The following is a 22,924-nucleotide window of genomic DNA, read 5'->3' on the forward strand; positions in this document are numbered from 1 at the left end:
TCTTTTCTCTTCTATCGTATACGGGGCTTTTTGGGCATAAAAAAAGAGCGAGAGACGGGATTCGAACCCGCGACCATCACTTTGGGAAAGTGACACTCTACCACTGAGTTACTCTCGCTTGCTTATCGCTTACATGGCCTAGTATAACCCATCTTCAAAAGATTGTCAATCCTTTTTTAAAGACGCAACAGAAGGCCACAGCCGCGCGTATAAAGAATAGTGTATGCACCTGGCCCAGTGAATGTAGGTGTGCCGCCGTGCCCCCGAATGGGGGGTTAAAAGCACTACCCGATCTGGGCACCTGGAGGAAGATTTATGGGCCTATTCTCTCGTCTCGCGTTGCTCTTTCGTATTCGCACCAGGGCTGCGCTAGAGAAGGCGGAGGAGCCTGGGGCAGTGCTGGATTATGCGTATACCAAACAGGTTGAGCAGATACAACAATTGCGCCGGGCCATTGCAGATATCGCGACCAATCGCAAACAGCTAGAACTGCAACAAACGCAGCTTCTCAATAATGTCGATAAGCTCACCAGTCAGGCAGGGCAGGCTCTGCGCCTGGGACGCGAAGACCTGGCACGCCAGGCGCTGCAACGCAAAGAGTTGTTCGTGCCACAACTGCACAACTATGAGCGCCAGATCGCCCAACTACGCGAGCAGGAGGAGCGCCTGCTCCAGATGGAACAGGATGTCGCCACGCGGATCGAGGTCTTCCGCACCCAGAAGGAGATGGCTAAAGTTCAGTATCATGCCGCGCAGACACAGGTAAAACTGCGAGAATCGCTTGGGGGCATATCTGGTGAGATGGGAGAGATTCACCTTGCCATGCAGCGCGCCCAGGAGAAAATTCTCACTATGCAGGCACGGGCCAACGCGCTCGAAGAGCTACTTGAGCAAGGAGTCATAGGGGAACAGCGCTCATTGGGAGCAGGAGATACGCTTGACCGCGAGTTGCAGCGTATCGACATGCAACAGAACGTAGAGCTTCAATTGCAGGCCATGAAGGAACAGCTACAACTCGGCGGCCGATATACGCAGCCAAAACAAATTGAAGGGCCAACCTCTTTTCTCGAATGATAGATGAGGCTAGCCCTTCTTCTTGGCTTTATCTTTCTGCGCCTTGTAGAACGACTTGGGTTTGGGACGGTGCGATGTGTCGACATAGGCTGCTGGGGCGGCGTCTTCACGGGCTGCGATATCGCTCTCCTCACGCTCGCTCAACAGTTCCTGCAAATCGTTATAGATATTGTAGTTGTCGATCACCTCTGGCATACGCAGCATGTGACGCACTACCTGAATCTGTGCGACACTGGTTTTCTCATGCTTTGTAGGCTCAGCACGCTTTAACAACTTCTCCACCAGGTCCATGCTATCGTCATGCGCGCCAATTCCCTCTAGCCGCTCATGAACAACATGCAATTGTTCATATAAGTTCATGATAAATTTTCCTCCCGCAAACACAAAAGTCAGCTAGGAATATGGTAGCATAGACCTCAAAGCGCGTCAAATAATAAGAATTGATGGTGAGTCTGTGATGGGCGGCTGGCTTCGCCAGCCGCCCATCACAGACTCACCATCAATTACTCTCTTCGGCCTCGGGGAGGGCGATGAGGAAGGTGCTGCCTTCGCCGGGGATGCCCTGGCTCTCAATCCAGATAGAGCCATTCATGGCCTCGACGAGTTTGCGACAGAGGTAGAGGCCCCACCCGGCGCCTCGCTGCGCCTGCGTGGCTTCAGTTGAGAGGCGCGAGAACTTGGCGAAGAGCTTCTCCTGCTCCTTCTGGCTGATGCCAGGCCCCCAGTCACGCACCCAAATGAGCACAAAGCGCTCCCCCGTCAGCATATCTACGCCTCCAGGTTGGGCCTCCTCAATACGCCGAAGTGTCTCGTTGCAGGAGAGGCGCTGCGCGCCAATAGCGATCTGCGTGGCAGGTGGCGTATATTTCAGCGCGTTACCCACCAGGTTCATCAATACCTGGCGCAGGCGTAGGTCATCCGCCCAGACGGAGAGATCATCCGCCAGGTCAAGCTCGATATGGCGCTGCTCACGGGTAATGGTGGGATCGAGTATCTCCAGAATCTGCGCCACTGCGGGCGAGATAGCGACGACATCACGTTTGACCGAGACCCACTCCTGGTCAATACGGCTGGTATCCATGACATTGCCCAACAGGAGGACCAGCTCATCACAGGCCCGGCGCGCATTGCCAATAAAGCGCTGCTTGCGCTCCTCATCCAGGTAGGCGCCGTGCGTGCTGAGCAGCTCGAGATAGCCTTGAATGGCTGTCAGCGGGGTGCGTAATTCATGGGAGGCCGTCATCAGAAACTGGTTTTTAAGCTCCTCGGACTCCTGGGCCTGGCGCATGGCCTGCCCCAACTCGCTATAGCGACGAGCGTTCATCATGGCGATTCCCGCCTGGACAGCGATCTCCTTGATCATCTGCAAGTGCCGCTGGGTATAGACACGCGGTTGATACGACTGCACCGAGAGCATGCCTATCACCTCCTCCCCATAATGCACAGGGACAAAGATCATGGACTCGCTGGGGCGCTCGCTCCCAATCAAGATAACCTCGTCGCGCTCGGTATGTTGTAGCACAAAGGTTTCGTGCTCCTGAGCGGTCGCGAAGCAGTAGGTCAGGCGCTCAGTAAGCATGTAACGTATCCAGGGCGTAATGGGAGAGCGGGGCTCGGGGGAGGGATAGGATATATCTTCATCAATAATGTAATCAGCGAACATTTCATCTCTAGTGAAATCACAGCGCGTGACAAAAAACCCATCCACTGGCATTACACGGCATAATTGCGCATAGAGCACCTGGTAGACCGTACTGAGATCGCGCAGGGCCTCGGGAGCTGAAAGGGCATGCCCGATCTCGATCAGGGCCGCCCGCTCCTGACTACTACGCTGGGCCTCTTCATAGAGATGCGCCCATTCAATTACGCCAGTGGCCTGGCTGGCGAAGACCTCCAGCACATCCACTGTCTCGGGCGAGGGACGTTGCCCATCGAGGGGAGAATCGGGCGTCAGGAAACCGATAATGCTACCATCCCCCTTACGCAAGGGAACCAGCAAAAGATCATCGGGTCGCCATTGCGACATATCCTCTCCTACACCCGGTTCTTCATAGCTCAGCGTCGTCATCACAGGCTCCCCCTCCTGCACGATGACAAAATACGCGGCCACACTTTCATCTTGCCAGACATCGGCCTCGCCAGGAATAAAATAGGAGTTGCGGCACCGAAGAGCGGGCTGAGTGAGAAGGGAAGCGACGTACGCGGGCATGGGATGCTGGCGCAGATAGGCAGTATGTTCAGCCGGAACACTCGACGAGGTGGCACGGACATAAAAATTGTGATGCTCGTCCTCTAAATAGAGCGCGCTATAGCGAAAGCTCAGAGCCTGGCAGGTCGCATCCGCGATTTGCTGAAGCAGCCCATCTACATCTCGATTCTGCTGAAGCGAGGTCCAGATCTCAGAGATGGAACGCAGAACAGCGCGATAGACGTTAGCAAGATCTCCCTGTACGTGCATATGCATAATGCCTGGATTCATCCTCCATAGGCGCCCAATTTATGGCTTTTCTGGAAAATTGAGGAACGCGCCCCCCTCGGTAGGGGCCCGCCAGGCCCCCGAATGGGGGGTTTACCGCGTCCGAAGGCGATTGATCGCCTGTGGGCGCAGCCCGAAGCGTTCCCTTGCGTCATGTCGCGTTAACAGGCTTGCGCCGCACTGCCATAAATGGCGTTCGGACGCGCTAAAGCTGGTCCCTACCGGCCTGGAAGCCATCACGCTTGATGGCTTGGCACATTTTTCATGTTCAGCTAAAATAGCTCCCTCTCGGAGTATAACATACAGAAATCGGCCTATGGCTCGACAGACGGTTCTACCAGTACTAGATTGGTATAGAAGGTACTACCGCCATTAAAATCGGCGAGGCGATCAGAGGTCGTCCAGTTCACGTTGCGCTGGTCGGGGCTAAACATGGGCCACCAGACGGTCGTCGTAGCCAGGACGCCCTCGCGCACCTCCTCAGAGACATCCGCGACCAGCCGACACCAGCCACGCTCATTGCTGACACGCACAAGCTGACCGCTGCGAATGCTCCGCTTCTGCGCGTCCACGGGGTGAATCCAGAGGCGCGGGAAGCGCTCTTTCCCCTTAAGCGTATCGATATTGCCAAACGACGAGCTAATGAAGTGGTGCGCCGCCGGGCAGAGCAGGGGCAGGCGCTCATCCACTGGCACAATCTCGCGCTCCTGGACATGCGACTCAACCTCGGGAACCCAGCCCGGCAGGGGATCATAACCTTTGGCAAGGGCCTGCTCCGAGTAGAACTCAACCTTCCCGGACGGGGTGCGGAAGACGCCGTTGGCGAATGGGACCTGCTCCTCCTCGGAGAGCGCCAGGGGGATCGCGCCATCAGCCTTCAGGCGCTCCAGGGTGATACCCTGTAAGCTGGTGTTCTGGGGACGCGAAGCCTCCAGCAGCTCTTCAATAATCTCGTCCACGTCGGCCTGGAGCCAGGCATCTTCGTATCCCATGCCCTTCGCCAGAGCGCGCATGACGTCCCAATTGCTACGCGCCTCCCCCAGCGGCTCAATCGCCGGCTCATTATACTGGAGTGTCAGGTGACCATAAGGCTTATGCAGGTCGCGCTGCTCAAGCTGGCTGGTCGCGGGCAGGATAATATCGGCATAGCGCGCGGTATCGGTCTCGAAGAGCTCATGCACGACCGTGAAGAGGTCGTCGCGCATCAGGCCCTCGACAATCTTGCCTACGTTAGGCGTCGACGCCACGGGATTGGCATTATAGACGAAGAGAGAGTACACAGGAGGGTCGGCCTCACCCGTGAGGATCGCGCCCAGGCGGTTCATATTCAGCACACGCGGCTCGGGGGGACAACTGGTCTCATGCGCGTGTCCCCGCGCCTGCTTATCCCACTTGAGCCAATCGCTGGTGCTATACATCAGACCACCGGCGCGCTCGCCATAGTGTCCAGCCACGGCAGGGAGACAGGTCAGGGTACGCACGGTCTGCCCGCCATTGGTGTGGCGGTTAATGCCATCGGTCAGGCGCAGCATGGCGGGCTTCGTCGTGGCATAGCGGCGCGCCAGGTCGACGATCAGTTCTTCCGCCAGGCCGGTCACGCGCGCGGCCCGCGCCGGGGTCCACTCATTGATGCGCTCCAGGAACTTCTCCCAGCCCACGGTATGCGCATCGAGCCACTGCTGATCGTGCAGGCCTTCGTGAACCATGACATACATCATCGCCAGGGCCAGGGCGGCATCGGTCCCCGGATAGGGCTGAATGTGCTGGTCCGCCGAGCGCGCCGTGAGAGTGCGAATGGGATCGATCACAATCACCTGGGCGCCATTCTTCTGCGCCTGGCGCAGGAAAGGCATAACATGAGGCGCGGTACTGGCAGGATTACTGCCCCAGATAAGGATCAGCTTGCTCTCGACCAGGACCTCGGGCGAGGGGGCCAGGCGACCACCAACGACCAGTTGCACGCCCTCTTCAGCGGCATGCCCACAGATAGCGCGCTCCAGGCCAGAGGCACCCAGGCGGTTCCAGAGGCGCTCATCGGTGACTCCCCCCTGGACAGTCCCCAGGGTACCGGCATAGCTATATGGCAAAATAGACTGGCCGCCATGCTCAGCAATGATCTGCTTCCAACGGCTGGTAATCTCAGAAATAGCCTCGTCCCAGGAGATACGCTCAAACTTGCCGCTGCCCTTAGACCCGACGCGGCGCAGGGGATAGAGCAGGCGCTCGGGATGATAGACGCGCTCCAGGTAGCGATTGACCTTGGCGCAGAGCCAGCCGCGCGTAATCGGGTGATCGGCGCGCCCACGCACGCTTACGGCCCGCCCGTTCTCATCAACCTGCGTCTCCAGGGCGCAGCTATCGGGGCAATCATGCGGGCAGGTGCCATGTACAACACGTAGCTTGCGCGGCCCCTCAACCGGGGCAGTAGTATCTAAAGCCATAACGTTCTCTCTATCCTTTCCTGATGCTCACCAGCAAATCTTATCGCCGCCTTCCAACCCCATAAACACCCTGAAGGAACCAACATACCCAATTCACGAAACGCTCCCCTGTGGTAGGGACCAGCTTTAGCGCGCCCACAGGCGATTAATCGCCTGTGGGCGCGCTAAAGCTGGTCCCTACCAAAAAGGCGTGTTCCTGAGATGTTTACTCCCACGAGCCAGTATCGGTCAGCCAGTCAAGCACGCTTTCGGCGGCGCGTGAGGCTCCACCGCGCCGCTGGGAGCAACGTGGCAGGCTCTGCAAGACCATCGCGCCATACTCTTTTGAGACGACCCGCTTATCAAACATGATCACAGCATTGCGTTTATCATTATGCCAGGCGATTTTATTCAGGGCGCGCCTGACACGCAGGGCCGCCATGGGTACGGTCAGGTTATGCAACTGATCGGAGATCAGCTCGGCGCGCGCAGCGATTGGTGGATCATGCAGGACCGGCATCGGCAAGCGCGAGACAATCAGGCAGGTGGGCGAAATGGTCACATCGTCGCCCGCGTCCCAGAAGCTGCCGGTTCCCAGCAGGACCACGTGCTCTTGCTCGCGATAGATCTGCCAGAGGTTACGCGGCGAGCCATCGATTCCCTGCCCCAGGACCAGGATGCCACGCGCCTCTAGCATGGGTTTAATGGCAGTATACGAGCTACGCAAGGCAGCATGCGAGGTAAAGAGCACGACCGTTTGCCCCTCCAGGGCGCTCGCCATCTGCATGATGGTCTCGTCCAGGTGGCGCTGGTACTGTGGCACATTGGGTTCAGGCACGTCATCCATGAGGTAGAGCAGCGTCTGTTCATGATGAGGCCGCTCAATCGAGAGGGTCAGGCCCTGCTCACTCTCCAGGCCCAGGCGCCCCTGTGTAAAAGCGAAGGAACCATCGACCGAGAGCGCGGTTCCCGCGAAGATCGTACCACGCTGCTCGCGCAACAGCAGGCGCCGCAGAAGCGCCGAGGTCTGCACTAACTGGGTGTGCAAGATCGGGGGCGCAGGCTCGCTTAAGGTCTGGGGACCCTGCCCCGGACGCTGATGCCCGGCATGCGAGACCGGCGTCGGCGGCATACGCAGCCAGTAGACAGACTCGCTCTCCTCCAGGGAGAGGGCCTGCTCAGCCAGGCGTTTCTGCTCCAGCAACTGGTGCGCGGCGGCGGCCAATTCAGAGGCCAGCGAGCTATCCTCGCCGCTCCCTTTCTCCTTATGCGCGTTCTTCTGAGGTGCGAGAATGATTTTCTCGGCCTGGCGCGCGAGATCAATCACGGACTGCAAACGATGCGCGGCCTGCTTCCAGGCCTGCTCAACCTCGTTCCAGGCCCCAACCTGGCACGACTGAGAGGTCAAACGCAGAGGCTGATCCAGGCGTTCATGACCCCGAGAACCAGCGGAGCGTCCTGCGCCCTCGCCTTTCCCATTGCCCTGGTGCGCGGCATCTTCAATCAAAGCCTGGAAGCTCTTAAAGAGCTGCTCAACGGCGGCACGTGCCTGGCGCAGTGTCTGGAACCAGCTCAGCATCCGCTGATCAAGCTCGGCTTTGGCGACCGTGGGTGTGGAAGAGATACCGCCGGGACCATTTCCGCGCAGCGAGGGCGCGGCCAGGGCCAGCAACCCCTGATAGCGGCCAGTGGGAAGCTCGGCGCCAATCGTATTGAGCAGGTTCAGCAAGTGCTCCTGGCGAAATTCGGCACCACTCCAGCGCGCATTCTCCTCATCCAGAAGATCGCTATCCAGGATGACACGTTGCTCAATCCCGGAGAGGAGCGAGTGCGAAGAGGAGAGATCATCAAAAAGACCAGCATGCGTGGTCACCACGATACGGGCGTTTTTGACGCGCTCCTCAGCAAGGCTCACAAAGCAGAGGCCCTTACGGCGATAGGTACAGCGCTGGTAAATCGAGCCAGCGCGCGGGTCCGCCGAGGGGAGCCGCTCCACACCGGACGAAATACGCTCCCAGGCGGCAGACTCCTGGGGCAGCAGCGTCAGCTCGCCGCGCTCGCCCGTGAGCGTCTGTTGCGCCCAGAGACCGAGCTTTGCCAGACCACGCGCCTGCTCAGCGGTCAGCTCGCCGCTGGTGCGCCGGAGGGCCGCACCAAACCAACGATGGGTACACAGGTAGCCGCCTCGCTCAGCCAGGTAGGCCACGGAGAGCTGGCTCTCTAAGCGACTTTGCAGCATGGGCAGAGTCTTGGACACCAGGCGCCGCGCCCCCTGCTGGTTCGAGCAGGCAATTACCAGCCGACGCGGCGTGGCCGACTCCCCCTCAGACTCATTGAGCCAGCGCAGAGTGGAGAGCAGGACGGGCGTATAATCGTTATCACCAATCGTCACCTCAACCACAAGCGGCTTCCGCTGCTCAAAGGCCTCATACACCGCCTCGTGAGCCACCGACGTTCCAAAGGAAGCCTCAGCCGGTACCTCGGCCTTTTGAATGTGAGCGGTCGTGGCAACGGGAAGAGCGGTTGGCACGGGGGGAGGTGCATCATCCTTGCGCGCGATGGCGAAGGAGAGGACACGAGGATCCATACCCAGTTGCGCGGCAAAGCGATCGCCCAGGATGCCCCGGCTCAAATTAGACGTACCATCATGCTCCTGGCGCAAGCGCAGCTCATGGCGGAAGAAGTGGAGTAGCGGCCAGGAACGCGGGGCGTCCAGGCGAGCCAGGTCCTGCAAGAGCGCCAGGTCCACGGTTTGCAGGCGCTCATAGAGCGAGAGGAAGACCTGCATCGCCAGGACGGTATCGACCATGGCACGATGGCGGTCACTGGGAACCTGGATACCCAGCGAGTGCGCGACCTGGCCTAGGTTATAGCTCGAGAGGGAGGGCAGCAGCACGGTTGCCAGTTCAAAGGTATCGACCATGGGATTGGAGTGCGCCAGGCCCCAGCGCCGTAGGAAGCCCACATCAAAGGGAATGCTATGGCCGACAATTGGATAGTCGCCAAGGAAGGTATGCAGTTGGCGAGAGATGGCATCAAACGGAGGGGCACCCACAAGCAGTTCTGGCTTGATACCGGTCAGGCGCTGCACACGATAGGGGATCGAACGCCCTGGTGAAATAAAGGTCTCAAAAGTATCCAGGACTTCACTTCCCTGGAACTTGATCGCGGCCACCTCAAGAATGGCATCTTGCTCAGCATGCAGGCCCGTTGTCTCCAGGTCTAACGCGATACGGATGGCAGACTTCTTCGCCATAATTTAGCAGTTCCTCATATATCTCTCTTATCTCTCGCCTATTCGAACCAATTACCTCCGCCGGGCCACGCTGGTGGCGAATTGCAGTACGCATGCGAGGGTCTTTATTTCTATCACGTCTATCACATCCCATCACATCTGGGGCCAGGTTGCAAGAAGCTGGCGTGCCCTGCGGGCGGCTGCTCCACGATGGCTAAGCGCGTTTTTCTGCTCAGCCGAAAGCTCGGCATTTGTTTTGTGCAGATCTGGAACCAGGAAAATGGGATCGTAGCCAAAGCCATGCTCGCCACGAGGAGCATCCGCGATCAAGCCCTCCATTGTCCCCTCGGCCAGGCGCAAGAGGCCAGATGGCTCAGCCAGGGCAATAACGCAGCGGAAGCGCGCCGTACGCCGCGCAGCCGGCACATCGCGCAGGCGTTCCAGGATAATGCGGAAGCGTTCCGCATACGAGGTCTGCTCGCCCGCGAAGCGCGCCGAATACACGCCGGGTTCGCCATTGAGCGCATCAATCTCCAGGCCGGAGTCATCAGCTAGGACCAGCATATTGGAGGCTTGAGCGTAGATCAGGGCTTTGAGCGTCGCGTTCGCGGCAAACGTCGTTCCCGTCTCCTCTACATCCAGATCCAGTTGGATATCCTTGAGGGACAGGAGTTGAAAGGGTAGATCTGAGAAGATCGCACGGTATTCGTCTAGCTTATGACGATTGGTGGTAGCCACCAGTAGGGCACGCATAGCAGAACTCCCAGCTAGATCAAAAATGAATATCGCGTCCCATCTTATCATAAGAGCCAATGCTTGTCGAGCATAAAACATCGTGCGTCAGGGCGATTAAGTTGTAAAGGTGCAGTCAGCCGTAGAGGCCTATGAACGTCAGCGAGGTCAGGTTAGATGGCGGGTGGCGGCATTTGTGATGCGTTCACCTGATAGCCAGGGATATTTCCGTTCATGCCTGAAGCCTGCCACTGCGGCGAAGGCTGATTGTGAGCGATTGGCGTTTCAGGCGCCTGATAACTGGAGGGGCTGACGGATTCGCTAGGAATTGAAAAAGTCGCATCAGGTGCATCGTGAGCGATCACGCTTTCAGCAGTGTGCTCCACATCCGGCTTCTCCTCTTGCGCGGCTGACTCTGCGGTAGCGGGTGCCGCTTCCACTTCCTCTGCGGGAATATCAGCGACATCGAATTTGGGCAGGAAGGGATGATGCGCGAGCAGAGAGGGCACGAGCGGCTTAATAAAGGGGTGGATGGCATAGCGACCACGCGCGGGCGTCGTCAGGAGATTAGCCTTGACCATCTTGCTCAAGATCTGGCGTGTGCAGTCATAGTCAAGCTGGAGGAGGGCGGCCACCTGCCGTGGTGTCAGGGTCGAGCCATACTCATCAAAGAGGCGCAGGAGGCCCAGGCGCTCGCGTGTCAGCGTCTTATGGGCGCTCAGCGTCTCCAGCGCACGTTCTTCCTCCAGGCTCGCCATGCGGAACGAGAGCCGATCAGCCGGGCAATGCAAGAGGTGCGAAGTCGGCAAAACCCGGTTGCTAAGAACCTCAAGTTGATAGAACGTCGAGACAGGTAGGCGCTTAAGATGCAGGTGCTGATCGACCTGCGCGGCCAGAGGCGAGGAACGCTTGCAAGAATGCAGCAAGAGAATGCTAAGCTGGTGCTCTTCCGCCAGGCGCCGCAACAGGGCCAGCAACTCGCGATCATTACCAGGAAAGAGCGAGCGTAATGCGGCGAGATCATCAATCACCAGCAGACAAGAATCGGCATAGCAGCGAATCCAATCGCAAAGATCTTGCAGCCCCTCGGTGGGAGTCAGAGGCTTAAAGGCATTGGTCACAAACAGCGTGTTCAGCGCGGACATATCTGGGCGCGAGGCATAGAAGCGCGAGCGAATCTCATGCAAATGGGGCGTCGAACTGGTCAAAGAGAGGTAGAAAATGCTTCCCCGTGTAGGTCGCAGATACTGCGAGGCATTATCAAGCGCGGGATCATACGTCCCAAAGGGCGTCGTACCGGTCGCGATATCCAGCATCAACTGCTGCGCCAGAGAAGTCTTCCCACAGCGAGGCTCGCCACTGAGCAGCGTCAAACCAATGGGCAACAGGTTCTGAATAATCCAGGGCTGCGGCAAAGAAGAGGGAGCAGCCAGGTCCGAGAAGGAGGTAAAGGGCATCACGGGGCGAGCAAAGAGCTGAGTCGCAGAAGAGGTAGCAGACATAAAGCATCTCCTTAATAAATCTTAAGCAAGACAACAGGAGAAGAATCACGCATCAGCGAAACGCCCGAGGCGTCAAAGCGAGGAGCACCACAACCACATTTTCCACACATAGAGACCACAAAAACATATAATTCACATCATGCACCTAAAGCTTACCCAACAAAGTCTATGCTTGTCAAGAGGCGAGGCTATGCATCGAAAAAGTCAATTAGAGCAGCGACAGCAGCCACCTTCCGCCCGGCCTCTGCGTGGGCGGAGAAAGCCGAGGTGCAGTTTTTTTTGACCATCGCCAAATTCCAGCAAAAAAGTGCTTGACAAGGGAGGCTTGAGGCGGTTATAATCATAACCGTCAAAGAGATGAGGCAACGCAAGAAACCTCATCCAAGCCGATGTAGCTCAGTTGGTAGAGCAATGCTTTCGTAAAGCATCGGTCGCCGGTTCGAGTCCGGCCATCGGCTCTTTTTTATGCCCACGAACACAAAGCATAAGCCCCGAATGGCTATTAGAGCCGTTCGAGGCTTTTTACATTTTTAAGCTGAACAACCAACTGTAGCAACGACTGTAGCAACCGCAAAATTGCCACAGAATCACTCCCCTTTATCAGGATCATCCTGTTTAAACGCCGAGTGCAATTGCTTCATCGCATCCGCTTGCATCGAAGGCAAGACATGAGAGTAGATGTTCATGGTCGTGGAAATATCGCTATGTCCGAGTATCTCCTGCACCACCTTCGGATGAACCTGTAAACTCAGAAGTAACGTCGCAGCTCCATGCCTCAGATCATGGAAACGAATATCAGGAAGGCCAGCCGCTTTTAAGAGTTGCTTCAATTGATACGAAGAGACGTGATTGGGACTCAGGTATGTGCCATCGTGAGCACAGAACACATAATCATTATCCTGCCAGGCATCGCCAGCAATGTGATGTTGCTCATCTTGCTTCAACCGATGCTCTATCAGGGCCTCCACCGCTAGAAGAGTCAGCACGATACTACGCCTACTCCTCTGTGTTTTCGTCTCGGCCTCCACCAGGACATCCTGATTCTCACCTCGTACTTTCGTAGGAACACGGCTCAAAGTACGTCGCACATAGAGTACACCATGTTCAAGGTCAATATCATTCCACTTCAAGGCAAATAGCTCTCCACGACGCATTCCCGTGGTAAGAGCCAGGATGAACAACGCCTCTAGTGGATGACCTTTTACAGCATTGAGGAGCTTACGAGACTGATCGGGAGTGAGAGGCTTCACGTCCTTGCGCTTTTCACGAGAAGGAGGCACTGCTTTACAGACGTTTTTCCCGAGCAAACCCAACTTTACAGCATCGTCTAGAGATTTATGCAAGACCTGATGGATGATCCCAACAGTCGACGCAGACAAACCCTCTTCAAGCTTTTCCGCTTGAAGAACCTGTATATGTTGTGGCTTGAGATCCTGTAGTTTCACCTTACCCAAACGAGGGATAATATGTAGACGAGCAATCTCCTCGTAGCGCTCATACGAACGAGCACGGAGAGTATGCTTCACTGTGTACTCTAGCCAATGCATAAGGAACTGCTCTGTGGTCTGCTGAGAACTCGTAACAAATGTTCCTTGCTGCATATTTTGCTGAACCTCGCGCAGTTTAGCATAAGCATCAGCCTTTTTCTTGAAAGCGAATGTTTTGCGCTTTCCATCCTCAAGCGTGATACTTGCAACGTACAAGCCATCGCTCTTCCGCCTGTACACAGAACCCTCGCCAACTCAGGCACAAACACACTTCCCACTCGACAGGGACCAATGAGATAGGCGTCCACAATCTCATCACCAAGCAGATGACGAGCACAGGCTACACAATACCAGCCCGTTCCCAAGCCCTCACGACCTACCTCGAAAACAACATCACCAACCACACCCTCACCTCACGCTCTTCTCACGACGACGCCACAGCATGACTCCGATGCGCCTGGCACCAGTAGACCACGTTTCCCTGTGGAGCATGACCGAGACACCCAGGACACACGGCGACCACACCACACTCACTGCGAGTACACTGGAACCACCCAGGAACCATTGTCGCTGTAAAGACGTGACCCGCCTTGCAGGGCTTCTCTTTTCTGTAGACATCGCGTGTTCCTTTCCGCATAGAATCACCTCCCTATACGCGCAAGATGCCAGTGCTAAAGAGGTAGGCCGCCACGACCATCAGCGCCCCCAACGTCATCCAGGCACATCCATACACCCACCCGCGCAGCCTCATTGACCACACTGCAACAAACAAACCCAGGAAGATCACTACCATCAATCCGACACTCATTCGACCTCCTCCGTTCGCTCATTTCGTTTCATCAACCTTGCTACATTGCCAACCACAAAGCCATCGACACACACAGTCTCTTCAGCGGCAGTGATCAGCAGCTCCTCTTCCAGAAGAACAGCTACCTTATGCGCCCGATAAATCAATGCATGATCCTCTGCGTAGGCCGCCGCATACTCTACCAGAGCCAAACGATACCGACGCATAGCATATTCCACCGCTGAGAAAGCATCCCAAGCCCACACCCTTGCTGTACAATATGGCACTCACCCACACCACCGAGGCACGCCCTTTTGTCGCTGACTTCCAGCAGGCCACCAGATGCTCATGTGGGATAAAATCGGCCCCCTTGACCAGCAGATGCCAGTGGAAGCCGTTCTCTTCAAAGTTCTTGTGTTCCTCAGAGACGCCCAGGTACTCAATATGGAAGGCAGGCCGAGCACCCACGCGACCACGCCCACGGCCTTTTGACCCTCGACGCAACGCCTGAACCCAGGTTGTCAACGCACGCGCCGCCTCTTCCATCGTGTTCCCTGCCTTTGTCAGCACAATATGCAAAGTCGGTTCAGCTTCAGCAATCACTTGTCGCCACATATCCACCTTTCTCGGACCACAATAGAGGCACGTCCAGCGATCACACCGCGCACACCTGACTTCACCCGTCTCCCGATTGATAAACCGATGACGCAGCGCCCAGGCGTCAGGACAAGCATAGAGCGTATCGGTTCCATCCTCAAGATGCCACTCCACCCGCTCCTCAATGGTCGGGGTATACACACGGTCCAATCGCTTCATCGTTTCCAACTCCTCTCAATCACATCACCCAGGGAAGCATTATATAGTGGGAATGAATAAATGCAGCAAACAAAGTCTTTGATGCAAAGTGACCGGAAGGTGGCCGATTATTGGCCTGGTACATGCTTTGTTTCTTTTGTACACTCTTATTTGTGCACTCTTGATTGCAAAACGTTTTACCATTCTGTTGTTTCACAGACAAGGAGAAACATACAATGCGAAAAGCTTTGAAAATGGTGTTGTGCAGCGCTCTTCTCGTTGCCGCCCTGTTCACATTCAGTGCCTTTACATCTGCCCCTACAGGGATGAATCCTCATACAGCACATGCAGCATCAGCTACAACAATGTCACCTTCTTATACGTGCCCATTGCCAGTGCTATATCAGGGAGGGAACAATCCATCATGGGCGGTGAAATTAGCACAACAGTCACTTAACTGGTGGTCAGACAATTCAAATTATCATTGGAGTGAAACTTACGTTTTTCTCGCTGTGGATGGGATCTATGGCCCTCAAACGAAGCAAGATGTAAAAGATTTTCAACAGTGGTATAACGCTACGTATCATCTTCAACCTTATCTTACAGTTGATGGGATTGTCGGTGCAAAGACCTGGCATGCTCTTGGGCACTGTTAATGACTCTGCTTCTTAGAGTCCCACAGATTGCGCAACAAGATGAACGTTGTTTTAAGTGTGTGAATTATCCTTATTAGGGTCAAGTAGAGGACCCACCAATACCACACGAAAAAGGGAGATACATACTAGGACATCAAAAGCGCAAGAGCGTAAATAAAATATCCTGGTAGTGTAAAGCTACCAGGATAACTCTTCTATTGAAAAACTGCCTTAAAACTCTACTTAAAACCTCTACATAAAGAACTGCTCCACAGTCACAGGTAACCCAGGCAATACCTGAGAGGGTAGCACATCATCAGCAATGAAAATCCCCAAAGAGCGATATATCCCACGATCCAGAACCAACACCTCCACAACATGAGCATCAGGAGTCACAACCCAATATTCAGGCACACCAGCTGCGGCATACGCCTGAAGCTTTTCACTCAAATCATGACGCGCTGTACTTGGATAGGCAATTTCAACCACCAAATCAGGCGCACCAATTATGCGTGAAGACGCAACTAGATGCTCATTGAGTAAGACAAACACATCCGGCTGAACAATGTTACCATACCTCAATTCCACATCTAAAGGTGACACAAACACTCTTCCCAATCCTTGCTCGTTCACAAAAGAGCGCAAGGTAGCTAGAATTTCAACCACTATAGTCTGATGCTTTGGATTAGGAGAGGGTGCCATATACAAGACTCCATTCACCACTTCATAACGATGCCCATCCTCTGGTATCGCTGCATACGCCTCATACGTCCACTGCCCCTGAGCTGGACCTGGAACCCAATCAGCAGGTGTCACTGCAAACAATTTTGCTCTCGTTGTTATGTCTATCCCTGCCTCTCTTACATCTAAACCTGTGCTAATACTAAGAATAGCATATCTTTTCAACAAAAGGGATAGCGATAAAACCACCTATCTCAGCAAAGAAAGATAAAGAACACAGTGGGAAAACGGCTGGAGCCGGGCTGTTGGAAGCGGTGCGCTTATTTACCATCTGGCGTGACCTGGAGGCCACGCCAGCATTGGTTCTGCATGTGTAACTAGTCCTACCAGCCGTAGCCGTAGCCGCCCCAGCCCCAGGGTCTGCCCCAACCGTAGCCGTAGCCGCCCCAGCCCCAGGGTCTGCCCCAACCGTAGCCATAGCCGCCCCAGCCACCGCCCCAACCGGGGCCACCCCATGTAGTGGTTACATGAGTTTGTGCTTTTGTGGGAGTAAGGCTTGCTGCGGAGGCGTTAGCTGTCGTTCCCATGACTAAGGCAACGGCGACGATCGCGCTGAGCATGACCAGACAAAGGGTTTTCCGTATGGCGGAAAGCTGCATGTCTTTTTTCTCCTTAGTGCTTGAGCCTAGATTGCTCCTGTCATGTCTATCGTTTGAGGATACTACTACAAGCGCTACTAAGAAATGCTACAAAAGTGTAGTTTCAAACGCTACTTTACTCCATCATGCAAACACATCGAGATGAAACGACCTCGTATCTTGATCTTCTTGGTTACTAACAACTAACTTACCATCCCACCTACTCAACTATAAAATAACGATCTTTAATGATTGATACAGAAGTACAACAAGTACAGCATTTAGTACAACCATAAACAAAGAACCTGGATTTTAAGCGCCAGAAGGACACCCACAAACAAGTTGAGCCGACTCCAGCCATCGGCTCTTTTTTATGCCCACGAACACAAAGCACAAGCCCCGAATGGCTAGCAGAAGCCGTTTGAGGCTTTTTTGTGTTTAGAGCGATATGCAAGAGCAGGAGGTGGAACAACGCTGCTGAAGCACGCGTTTACATATAATGGTACGAGGGATGACGCTGCTCTAAGAGATTTTCTGAGTGGATTGTTGGCGGAACTGCTTTATTTTGGCGATCTCTTCATCCAGTTCCCACTTGTCAACGAAGACACGACCGCCGCAATAAATCTTTCGTCGCGCAAATTCCTCGGGGGTCGTCTCCATATCCCACTTCCGTACCTCCTCTTTAGGGTGAAAGAACCAGGGTTCAACTAGTGCGTACTTCTCATCAAATACCCAGGCAGGACACTCTTCCCCATATTTTACGCTGGAATGGCAAAAAACGACGCAGACGAGATGCACTCGTACACGCCGTTTAGCTGGGTCAGGAGCAGCATTGGTAAAAGGCAATGCAATTGACAAATGACCCATTAGTGAAAGTAGAGCTATAGATGTTTACCCTCCACTTGTGCAGTCTGGATCGTTAGCACGGGCATAGTTGTAACCCTCCATATAGCCCTCCTCTTTAGCGGTGGGTCTGTAGGGTCGCGCGCCATACGCAGACGTGTTGCAGTCGGTCACTGCATCCCTGTATCCTTGACGATACCCTTGCATGTAGGGAGTGCGTGGCTGGGGAAGTGCAAACATGGACACACCTAAACTTTTAGATGCAGTAGCAGCATGTGATGAAGTATCACTGGTAACCGTTGCGGCAAAGGCAGGTGGAATCATACTGAGAGAAAACATGAGAGCGCAAAGGAACAGCGCTCCGTACAGGATGATGCGTCGCTTATTATGCATAAACACACGCCTTTCTGAGTAATAGGTCCGCTTTCATCTCTTTCGCATTACTGGAAATGTACCTAATAAACCACATCCAAAACTTTTTCAGAACAAGATAGCCAGTACAACAGGCCAAGATTTCGTGCGCTTAGGGATCATCTCATCTTCCTCCTGGCTTTTGACACTGCTATAATCCCTTAACGAAATTCACAGTCTAAGTGTTTATGAAGAGTAAAAGTAGAAAGTTTCCATCCAGTTCGGAGGCAGATAGGTTTAGGCAAAAGGAATTTTAGCAACTTTTCATATTGAGCATCAGAATGATAAGGCTCTTAACTCTGGTCCTATCTTCTAGATGTCACTTCACCCACTCCTCAAGCGTCGGGGTATACACACGTTCTAATCGCTTCATCGTCTCTAACTCCTCTCAAGTACATCACACAGAAAAGCATTGTATACTTGAGCTAACCAAACGTTTGAATAAGCAAATACAATATTTGCGAGGTTTACAATGCACGCTCACCAGTTTGCAATAGCAGACACTTGGCATGGAGAACTACATTCAATATCTTTTTTACATGCATTGGCCCGCTTCTTCTGATTCTCATGAGCATAGCAACGTACCGAGATTTCAAATCACATCAACGTGAAGAAAAACAATGGATCTGGTACAAACAATCATCCCTCGTCGGCACCACAGGATCCTCTAAGCCAATGCTTCCATAGCAATTGGCAAGCCTGGTTGTGAGCTTGTGGAGCACATCGTCTCTCAGAGAGGTAATACGATAATGGAGTCGTGCCACCTGTCTACGCGCATTCTCGCGGTTTTTTGATCCCGGTTTACGGCGATGCAGTCGCTTATTGGCCTGACGCAATTTTTTGAGCGCCGTTTTGAGGAAGGCTTGGTTCTCGACTCCCTCTCCTGTACTCAAGGTGGCCAATCGGTTCAGTCCGACATCGATACCAACAGCGGCTGGTTTCTTCGCCGGGATCGCATCTGGGAGTTCGACCTGGAGAGACACAAACCACCAGTCTGCTGACGCGCGTGATGCGTGCTCCTCTCACGCGACCTTTGAAGCGCAGATTTTCCGCCATGTTGACCCATCCGAGCTTAGGAACCCACAGACGATGATCCCCCAACTCGAATTGATCGTTGGCAAGGTAAAAGGAGGGTTTGTTTTGTTTCTTGCTCTTGAACTTGGGGCGTTTGGCTTTGCCTTCAAAAAACGCGGTGAAGGCTTTTCCTAGATCGAGAAAGGGCTGATCTGAGGCGTTCTTCGTCACCTCCCATGTCCAGGGGAATTGCACCCGCCGGATCTCGTTGAATTGCTTCTTGAGTTTCAAGGCAGTGGGTTTCTCCCCGGCTTCGTATTGGCGGTTCCATTCGGCCAGCGCCCAATTCCACACAAAGCGTGCAACGCCTGCGGCACGAGCAAGGGAGTTGGCCTGCTCAGGTGTGGGATGCAGTCTGATCTTATGGGCGCGAATCATGCGGTTCTGCTCTTTCTCTTGCCTCCTATTTTCTCAAGTACAGGACAAACGTTCTCATCTGTCAAGAAGCTCGAAAGTGTGGCGTCTTGCCCACGGTTGCTCCCTTTTTCCCACTTTTTTGGGAACAGTTGCGTTCTCTTTGTTCGAGGAAAACGTCTTGAAGTACAAAGGGGCAAGGAGGCATAAGCGCCATCGGTGGTTTTATTTGTTATTTGCTGGCTTTCTGCGTTGACATAAGTATGCAGGAGAAATGAATGTGAGCGATTGCGAATAGGCTCTGGAGATTCTATGAAATATATCGAAGCCGCAATTATTTTGCTGGGACTTATCATTGGCGCCATTGTTGGAAGCATGATCCCAATTGGCAATGGGAATGCAGCGTTTATCGGCGCCTTGCTTGTGCCGGCCCTTGGGCTTCTGGTGCTCTTCTTCATCAAATTGGGGCGGAGAAAAATGTCGCTGGAAGAGCGCAACCAGCAAAACCAGTTCGTGCATCAACATTATGTGAATAGCGCCAATTCCACGGTGGAGCAGGCGCAGTATATTGCCACAAAGCTTTCTCGCAGATAGGCTCTGTTCAAGCAAATCGTCATTGCTATCGATCAATCACACTTCGCTTCCTCAAGCAAGAACTTAGCGCGAAACATGATTAGACTTAAGCAAAGCCACTCGTGAAGATTCTTCACAAGTGGCTTTGTTCGGCTTAGAGGAAGGAGTGCCATTAATATCCCTTGACAGGAATATTCCTTTTAAGGTATACTACAGACATGAAGACACTATGGACTGCTCTGACGAAGCCAAACCGCTTACAAATTGTCGAACTGTTGCGCGATGGCCCTCTGACAGTAGGCGAGATCACTGAGCGCCTGGAATTACACCAACCCCAGGTATCGAAGCATCTCAAGGTTCTGAGTGAGGCTGACATTGTGGAGGTCCAGCCACAAGCCAACCGAAGAATCTATCAGTTGAGGCGCGAACCGTTCCAGGAGTTGGAGGCCTGGCTACACTCTTTTCGTCGCCTCTGGGAGGAACGCTTCGATCGTCTGGATGATTATCTCCTGGAATTGCAGGGCACCGAGCAACACACGAGCAACCAAAGTGAGGATAACAATGTTTGATTACCCATCTTTGATCACCCACATTGAGGAACAGGAATTTGTCGTGGAACGGCAGTTCAGCGCCCCCCGCTCACTGATGTTTCAGGTTTTCACCCAGCCGGAACATCTCAAGCGCTGGTGGGCACCACAACCGTACACGATTCCCGTCTGCACCATCGATCTACGGCCGGGGGGCATCTGGCACTACTGCATGCGTTCCCCGGAGGGCCAGGATCACTGGGCACGCAGCGTGTACAGCGAAATCGTGCCGCCGGAGAAGCTGGTCTATAGCTCGACCTTCGCCGACGAGCATGCCAATCCCATTGAGGGCATACCGGAGCATCTGACCACCGTAATCTTCACGCAAGAAACTGGCACAACGAGGGTTGCCGCTCGTGTTCAGTTTACCAATGCAGCGGCGCTGAAAGTCGCTGTCGACATGGGGATGCTACAAGGGATGAGCATGACCTGGGATTACCTGGTCGGATATGTACAAGAGCTACACCAATCGTAGGAATTTCCTGGGCAAAATAGAAAGGAAACAACATAATGGATAAAACAGGCAAAGTTACAACAGGCTTCTCAATGTCTCTCGACGGTTTTATCGCTGGACCCAACGAAGACTTCCAATATCTCTTTGCCTGGATGATGAGTGGCGATACCGATTATGCGATCAAAATAGGCGATAGAGAACAAAAGCTCAAGATCGCGCCGGAAAGCGTCGAGATGTTCGAGAACGCCATCAACACGACAGGAGCCCTGGTGGCTGGACGCAGATTGTACGAACTCACTCATGGATGGGGAGGGCACCATCCCATAACTGCCCCGGTCGTTGTCGTGACTCATAGACCCGCACCGGAATGGGTCGAGGAGGAATGGCCGGTGACCTTCGTCACTGACGGCCTTGAAAGCGCTATTGAACAGGCCAAAGTGATCGCTGGCGAGAAAAACGTCAGCATCGCTTCCGCAACGATTGCGCAACAGTGCCTTAACGCTGGACTACTCGACGAAATCCACATCGACCTGGTGCCATTCCTGCTTGGCGACGGTGTTCGCTTGTTTGAACATCTCAAGATAGCACCCATTACACTGGGAAACCCGCAAGTGAGCATCGGCACTGGAGTCACCCATCTCACCTACTGTGTAAAAAAATGATATAGAGAAGAGCATCTATAAAGCCACTTGCGAAGAGTCTGCGCAAGTGGCTTTATGTTGCCTTTTAGCTCATTAAGCTAGCAATCAGCGGCGGCAGAGGCCAGGTTTTGCAATCGGCGAGCGTGATTCGGCAATCGCTCACATCAGGGTTATGGGCAGTGAGGGTCACCAGGACACTGAACAGATCTAAGGATATCGGAGCCATCGCTTCCATATTCGACATAGTGATACGTGTAGGGCTGAACTACATGTCACCTATACTCTGTCGAGAAAACACAGTATGAAGAAAGTGCCCGTTAGTCCAGGCTAGCCTGGACCCTACAAGGTGATTTGGTATATGGAAGTTCTTTGCATCTCTTTATTCAAACAAGGCATAATACAGGTAGGAGTAGCAAAAAATGAATACAGCATTGTGGAACTTGGTAGCACTCTTTTTATCTATGCAGTTGTGCTCACCATAGTGACACGCGGCAAGGGCTTTCAGCGATCCTGGCAATTGATAAAGACGAATAGTGGAGCACGCGCTATTGCGTTCCTCGCGCTGGCGCTCCTGCTCTTCCAGGGGAACCTGGTGCTGTTCGCGTGGCTCCCCTGGAGCGGCTTACTACAATGGTTCTGCGGGTTGGGCCTCATTGTGCGTCTCTGCCTCTGGATTGGCAGGGCCTACCGTGGCGCGCAAGAGTGAGGGGCGGTGCAAGGGAAGATGTGCTACGTACGAACGCGCCTACAGGTATGGGGGAAGGTGTAGGCGCGTTCGTACGTAGCACATTGTTGGAAAACTCACCTGGGCCATTAGAGGTCGAAGGGTGGGCAGATGGTGTTGAACTCGTTGAGCAGTTTCTCGACCTGAATGAGGGGCTGGTGCATGGCGGTGGGAACGCTGATGTTGAGCGTGAGGATGCGCTTGTTGAGTTTGCGCAGGGCCTCTTCGTAGTCAGCGGCGACCCTTGCCCGGCTCTCATTGAAGATATGTTTTTCGTGGCGCGTGGGCGGGATGCGGCGCGCTCGCAGTTCGCGATAGCGGCTGGTGATGGGGTCAAGCTTTTTCGCCAGTTGCTCACGCTGCCTCTCAATCTCCTGGACAAGGGCCACTTCGGGCGGCAGCTCGTTGTTGTTCTTGAGCAGGCGATAGGCCAGATTTTTGTCTCCGGCATAGGGGTTGTCATCGAGATTGAGAGGCTTCCCCACGCCTGGAAGGTTGTCAAATTCGCCGCGCTGCTGCGCTTCGTGGATCATCTCTTCGATGTAGTCGCGATACATGCGGCCCCCGAGACGACCGCTGTTGCCTCGAAGCTGCTCGGCCTGCTTCTTCTCTCTATCTGGTACTTTGCGCCAATCAACAAAATCCATAGAGCACCTCTTCTTAACTTACACCATGTGCACGTTCTGTTCCTGAACTCTCGCGCCGGCGGCGCTCGCCCTGGTAGGTGGTGTGGCTACTATACCCACACCACCTACCAGAAATATGCATATGAGGTTATATTAACCTTTGTTGAGGTTCCTG

General features: G+C 54.1%; 22 protein-coding genes, 2 tRNA genes and 1 pseudogene. 8 read left to right on the plus strand and 17 right to left on the minus strand.

Annotated elements, in window-relative coordinates; translation table 11 throughout:
• Positions 1-46 precede the first annotated feature (46 nt).
• Positions 47-118: transfer RNA gene (locus KRAC_RS16415), tRNA-Gly, on the minus strand.
• A 197-nt stretch (positions 119-315) separates the two neighbouring features.
• On the opposite strand from KRAC_RS16415, the gene KRAC_RS16420 reads away from it, so the two are divergent.
• Positions 316-1,074, plus strand: a complete 759-nt coding sequence (locus KRAC_RS16420) for a PspA/IM30 family protein (protein ID WP_007908875.1) — start codon at positions 316-318, stop codon at positions 1,072-1,074.
• A gap of 9 nt (positions 1,075-1,083) precedes the next feature.
• On the opposite strand, the gene KRAC_RS16425 is transcribed toward KRAC_RS16420, so the two are convergent.
• From KRAC_RS16425 to KRAC_RS16450, 6 genes are all read right to left on the minus strand, one after another.
• Positions 1,084-1,434 (minus strand): hypothetical protein, encoded by a 351-nt coding sequence (locus KRAC_RS16425; RefSeq protein WP_007908877.1) that lies wholly within the window; start codon positions 1,432-1,434, stop codon positions 1,084-1,086.
• Between the two features lie 139 nt (positions 1,435-1,573).
• Complete coding sequence (locus KRAC_RS16430; RefSeq protein WP_169460901.1) at positions 1,574-3,538, minus strand: GAF domain-containing sensor histidine kinase; 1,965 nt, start codon at positions 3,536-3,538, stop codon at positions 1,574-1,576.
• A gap of 326 nt (positions 3,539-3,864) precedes the next feature.
• Positions 3,865-5,991 carry a molybdopterin-containing oxidoreductase family protein gene (locus KRAC_RS16435; protein ID WP_007908886.1) on the minus strand — a complete coding sequence of 709 codons (2,127 nt, stop codon included), beginning with the start codon at positions 5,989-5,991 and terminating at the stop codon, positions 3,865-3,867.
• 205 nt (positions 5,992-6,196) lie between these two features.
• Positions 6,197-9,226, minus strand: a complete 3,030-nt coding sequence (locus tag KRAC_RS16440; RefSeq protein WP_007908888.1) for an exonuclease domain-containing protein — start codon at positions 9,224-9,226, stop codon at positions 6,197-6,199.
• Positions 9,227-9,358: 132 nt separating this feature from the next.
• Positions 9,359-9,958 (minus strand): XTP/dITP diphosphatase, encoded by a 600-nt coding sequence (locus tag KRAC_RS16445; protein ID WP_007908890.1) that lies wholly within the window; start codon positions 9,956-9,958, stop codon positions 9,359-9,361.
• Between the two features lie 152 nt (positions 9,959-10,110).
• Entirely contained in the window at positions 10,111-11,439 is a 1,329-nt protein-coding gene (locus KRAC_RS16450) for an AAA family ATPase (RefSeq protein ID WP_007908892.1), read from the minus strand.
• Between the two features lie 385 nt (positions 11,440-11,824).
• Here KRAC_RS16450 and KRAC_RS16455 point away from each other — a divergent pair.
• A tRNA-Thr gene (locus tag KRAC_RS16455) sits at positions 11,825-11,897 on the plus strand.
• A gap of 129 nt (positions 11,898-12,026) precedes the next feature.
• Here KRAC_RS16455 and KRAC_RS16460 read toward each other — a convergent pair.
• The 4 genes from KRAC_RS16460 to KRAC_RS16465 form a co-directional block, all read right to left on the minus strand.
• The gene (locus KRAC_RS16460) at positions 12,027-13,142 is read right to left on the minus strand and encodes a tyrosine-type recombinase/integrase (protein WP_052568330.1); all 1,116 of its coding nucleotides are present in this window, start codon (positions 13,140-13,142) and stop codon (positions 12,027-12,029) included.
• A gap of 192 nt (positions 13,143-13,334) precedes the next feature.
• Complete coding sequence (locus KRAC_RS65980) at positions 13,335-13,544, minus strand: hypothetical protein (protein WP_157506724.1); 210 nt, start codon at positions 13,542-13,544, stop codon at positions 13,335-13,337.
• A gap of 31 nt (positions 13,545-13,575) precedes the next feature.
• The gene (locus KRAC_RS65985; protein WP_007908900.1) at positions 13,576-13,734 is read right to left on the minus strand and encodes a hypothetical protein; all 159 of its coding nucleotides are present in this window, start codon (positions 13,732-13,734) and stop codon (positions 13,576-13,578) included.
• A gap of 126 nt (positions 13,735-13,860) precedes the next feature.
• Positions 13,861-14,529, minus strand: a complete 669-nt coding sequence (locus KRAC_RS16465) for a hypothetical protein (protein ID WP_007908902.1) — start codon at positions 14,527-14,529, stop codon at positions 13,861-13,863.
• Positions 14,530-14,744: 215 nt separating this feature from the next.
• On the opposite strand from KRAC_RS16465, the gene KRAC_RS65990 reads away from it, so the two are divergent.
• Positions 14,745-15,164 carry a peptidoglycan-binding domain-containing protein gene (locus KRAC_RS65990; RefSeq protein ID WP_007908904.1) on the plus strand — a complete coding sequence of 140 codons (420 nt, stop codon included), beginning with the start codon at positions 14,745-14,747 and terminating at the stop codon, positions 15,162-15,164.
• 231 nt (positions 15,165-15,395) lie between these two features.
• Here KRAC_RS65990 and KRAC_RS16470 read toward each other — a convergent pair whose 3' ends face one another.
• From KRAC_RS16470 to KRAC_RS16480, 4 genes and pseudogenes are all read right to left on the minus strand, one after another.
• Positions 15,396-15,959, minus strand: a complete 564-nt coding sequence (locus KRAC_RS16470; RefSeq protein ID WP_007908906.1) for a Uma2 family endonuclease — start codon at positions 15,957-15,959, stop codon at positions 15,396-15,398.
• 248 nt (positions 15,960-16,207) lie between these two features.
• Positions 16,208-16,483: a hypothetical protein gene (locus KRAC_RS16475; protein ID WP_007908911.1), complete on the minus strand. Its 276-nt coding sequence runs from the start codon at positions 16,481-16,483 to the stop codon at positions 16,208-16,210.
• Between the two features lie 501 nt (positions 16,484-16,984).
• Positions 16,985-17,122, minus strand: a complete 138-nt coding sequence (locus tag KRAC_RS71260; RefSeq protein ID WP_157506730.1) for a hypothetical protein — start codon at positions 17,120-17,122, stop codon at positions 16,985-16,987.
• Positions 17,123-18,378: 1,256 nt separating this feature from the next.
• Positions 18,379-19,168 (minus strand): annotated as a pseudogene (locus KRAC_RS16480) (RNA-guided endonuclease InsQ/TnpB family protein); the annotation flags it as partial.
• A 288-nt stretch (positions 19,169-19,456) separates the two neighbouring features.
• On the opposite strand from KRAC_RS16480, the gene KRAC_RS16485 reads away from it, so the two are divergent.
• From KRAC_RS16485 to KRAC_RS16500, 4 genes are all read left to right on the plus strand, one after another.
• Positions 19,457-19,738, plus strand: coding sequence for a hypothetical protein (locus KRAC_RS16485; protein WP_007908914.1), 282 nt, complete (start codon positions 19,457-19,459; stop codon positions 19,736-19,738).
• Positions 19,739-19,935: 197 nt separating this feature from the next.
• Positions 19,936-20,286: an ArsR/SmtB family transcription factor gene (locus KRAC_RS16490; RefSeq protein WP_007908915.1), complete on the plus strand. Its 351-nt coding sequence runs from the start codon at positions 19,936-19,938 to the stop codon at positions 20,284-20,286.
• A complete protein-coding gene (locus tag KRAC_RS16495) occupies positions 20,279-20,779 on the plus strand; it encodes an SRPBCC domain-containing protein (RefSeq protein WP_007908916.1) in 501 nt (166 codons plus the stop codon). The genes KRAC_RS16490 and KRAC_RS16495 overlap by 8 nt, the downstream gene beginning before the upstream one ends.
• A gap of 35 nt (positions 20,780-20,814) precedes the next feature.
• Positions 20,815-21,420 carry a dihydrofolate reductase family protein gene (locus KRAC_RS16500; protein ID WP_007908920.1) on the plus strand — a complete coding sequence of 202 codons (606 nt, stop codon included), beginning with the start codon at positions 20,815-20,817 and terminating at the stop codon, positions 21,418-21,420.
• Between the two features lie 64 nt (positions 21,421-21,484).
• On the opposite strand, the gene KRAC_RS71265 is transcribed toward KRAC_RS16500, so the two are convergent.
• A complete protein-coding gene (locus KRAC_RS71265) occupies positions 21,485-21,625 on the minus strand; it encodes a hypothetical protein (protein ID WP_157506733.1) in 141 nt (46 codons plus the stop codon).
• A gap of 207 nt (positions 21,626-21,832) precedes the next feature.
• Between KRAC_RS71265 and KRAC_RS16505 the strand changes: the two genes are divergently transcribed.
• The gene (locus KRAC_RS16505) at positions 21,833-22,105 is read left to right on the plus strand and encodes a hypothetical protein (protein WP_169460902.1); all 273 of its coding nucleotides are present in this window, start codon (positions 21,833-21,835) and stop codon (positions 22,103-22,105) included.
• A gap of 107 nt (positions 22,106-22,212) precedes the next feature.
• On the opposite strand, the gene KRAC_RS61715 is transcribed toward KRAC_RS16505, so the two are convergent.
• Entirely contained in the window at positions 22,213-22,770 is a 558-nt protein-coding gene (locus tag KRAC_RS61715) for a DnaJ family domain-containing protein (protein ID WP_007908922.1), read from the minus strand.
• Positions 22,771-22,924 lie beyond the last annotated feature (154 nt).

Source organism: Ktedonobacter racemifer DSM 44963, assembly GCF_000178855.1.
Taxonomy (GTDB): Bacteria; Chloroflexota; Ktedonobacteria; order Ktedonobacterales; family Ktedonobacteraceae; genus Ktedonobacter; species Ktedonobacter racemifer.

Coding starts and splice junctions, on each gene's coding strand:
- KRAC_RS16420 (WP_007908875.1), top strand. CDS start 316: ATGGGCCTATTCTCTCGTCTCGCGTTGCTCTTTCGTATTCGCACCAGG.
- KRAC_RS16425 (WP_007908877.1), bottom strand. CDS start 1,434: ATGAACTTATATGAACAATTGCATGTTGTTCATGAGCGGCTAGAGGGA.
- KRAC_RS16430 (WP_169460901.1), bottom strand. CDS start 3,538: ATGCATATGCACGTACAGGGAGATCTTGCTAACGTCTATCGCGCTGTT.
- KRAC_RS16435 (WP_007908886.1), bottom strand. CDS start 5,991: ATGGCTTTAGATACTACTGCCCCGGTTGAGGGGCCGCGCAAGCTACGT.
- KRAC_RS16440 (WP_007908888.1), bottom strand. CDS start 9,226: ATGGCGAAGAAGTCTGCCATCCGTATCGCGTTAGACCTGGAGACAACG.
- KRAC_RS16445 (WP_007908890.1), bottom strand. CDS start 9,958: ATGCGTGCCCTACTGGTGGCTACCACCAATCGTCATAAGCTAGACGAA.
- KRAC_RS16450 (WP_007908892.1), bottom strand. CDS start 11,439: ATGTCTGCTACCTCTTCTGCGACTCAGCTCTTTGCTCGCCCCGTGATG.
- KRAC_RS65980 (WP_157506724.1), bottom strand. CDS start 13,544: ATGTCTACAGAAAAGAGAAGCCCTGCAAGGCGGGTCACGTCTTTACAG.
- KRAC_RS65985 (WP_007908900.1), bottom strand. CDS start 13,734: ATGAGTGTCGGATTGATGGTAGTGATCTTCCTGGGTTTGTTTGTTGCA.
- KRAC_RS16465 (WP_007908902.1), bottom strand. CDS start 14,529: ATGAAGCGATTGGACCGTGTGTATACCCCGACCATTGAGGAGCGGGTG.
- KRAC_RS65990 (WP_007908904.1), top strand. CDS start 14,745: ATGCGAAAAGCTTTGAAAATGGTGTTGTGCAGCGCTCTTCTCGTTGCC.
- KRAC_RS16475 (WP_007908911.1), bottom strand. CDS start 16,483: ATGCAGCTTTCCGCCATACGGAAAACCCTTTGTCTGGTCATGCTCAGC.
- KRAC_RS71260 (WP_157506730.1), bottom strand. CDS start 17,122: ATGGAGACGACCCCCGAGGAATTTGCGCGACGAAAGATTTATTGCGGC.
- KRAC_RS16485 (WP_007908914.1), top strand. CDS start 19,457: ATGAAATATATCGAAGCCGCAATTATTTTGCTGGGACTTATCATTGGC.
- KRAC_RS16490 (WP_007908915.1), top strand. CDS start 19,936: ATGAAGACACTATGGACTGCTCTGACGAAGCCAAACCGCTTACAAATT.
- KRAC_RS16495 (WP_007908916.1), top strand. CDS start 20,279: ATGTTTGATTACCCATCTTTGATCACCCACATTGAGGAACAGGAATTT.
- KRAC_RS16500 (WP_007908920.1), top strand. CDS start 20,815: ATGGATAAAACAGGCAAAGTTACAACAGGCTTCTCAATGTCTCTCGAC.
- KRAC_RS71265 (WP_157506733.1), bottom strand. CDS start 21,625: ATGGCTCCGATATCCTTAGATCTGTTCAGTGTCCTGGTGACCCTCACT.
- KRAC_RS61715 (WP_007908922.1), bottom strand. CDS start 22,770: ATGGATTTTGTTGATTGGCGCAAAGTACCAGATAGAGAGAAGAAGCAG.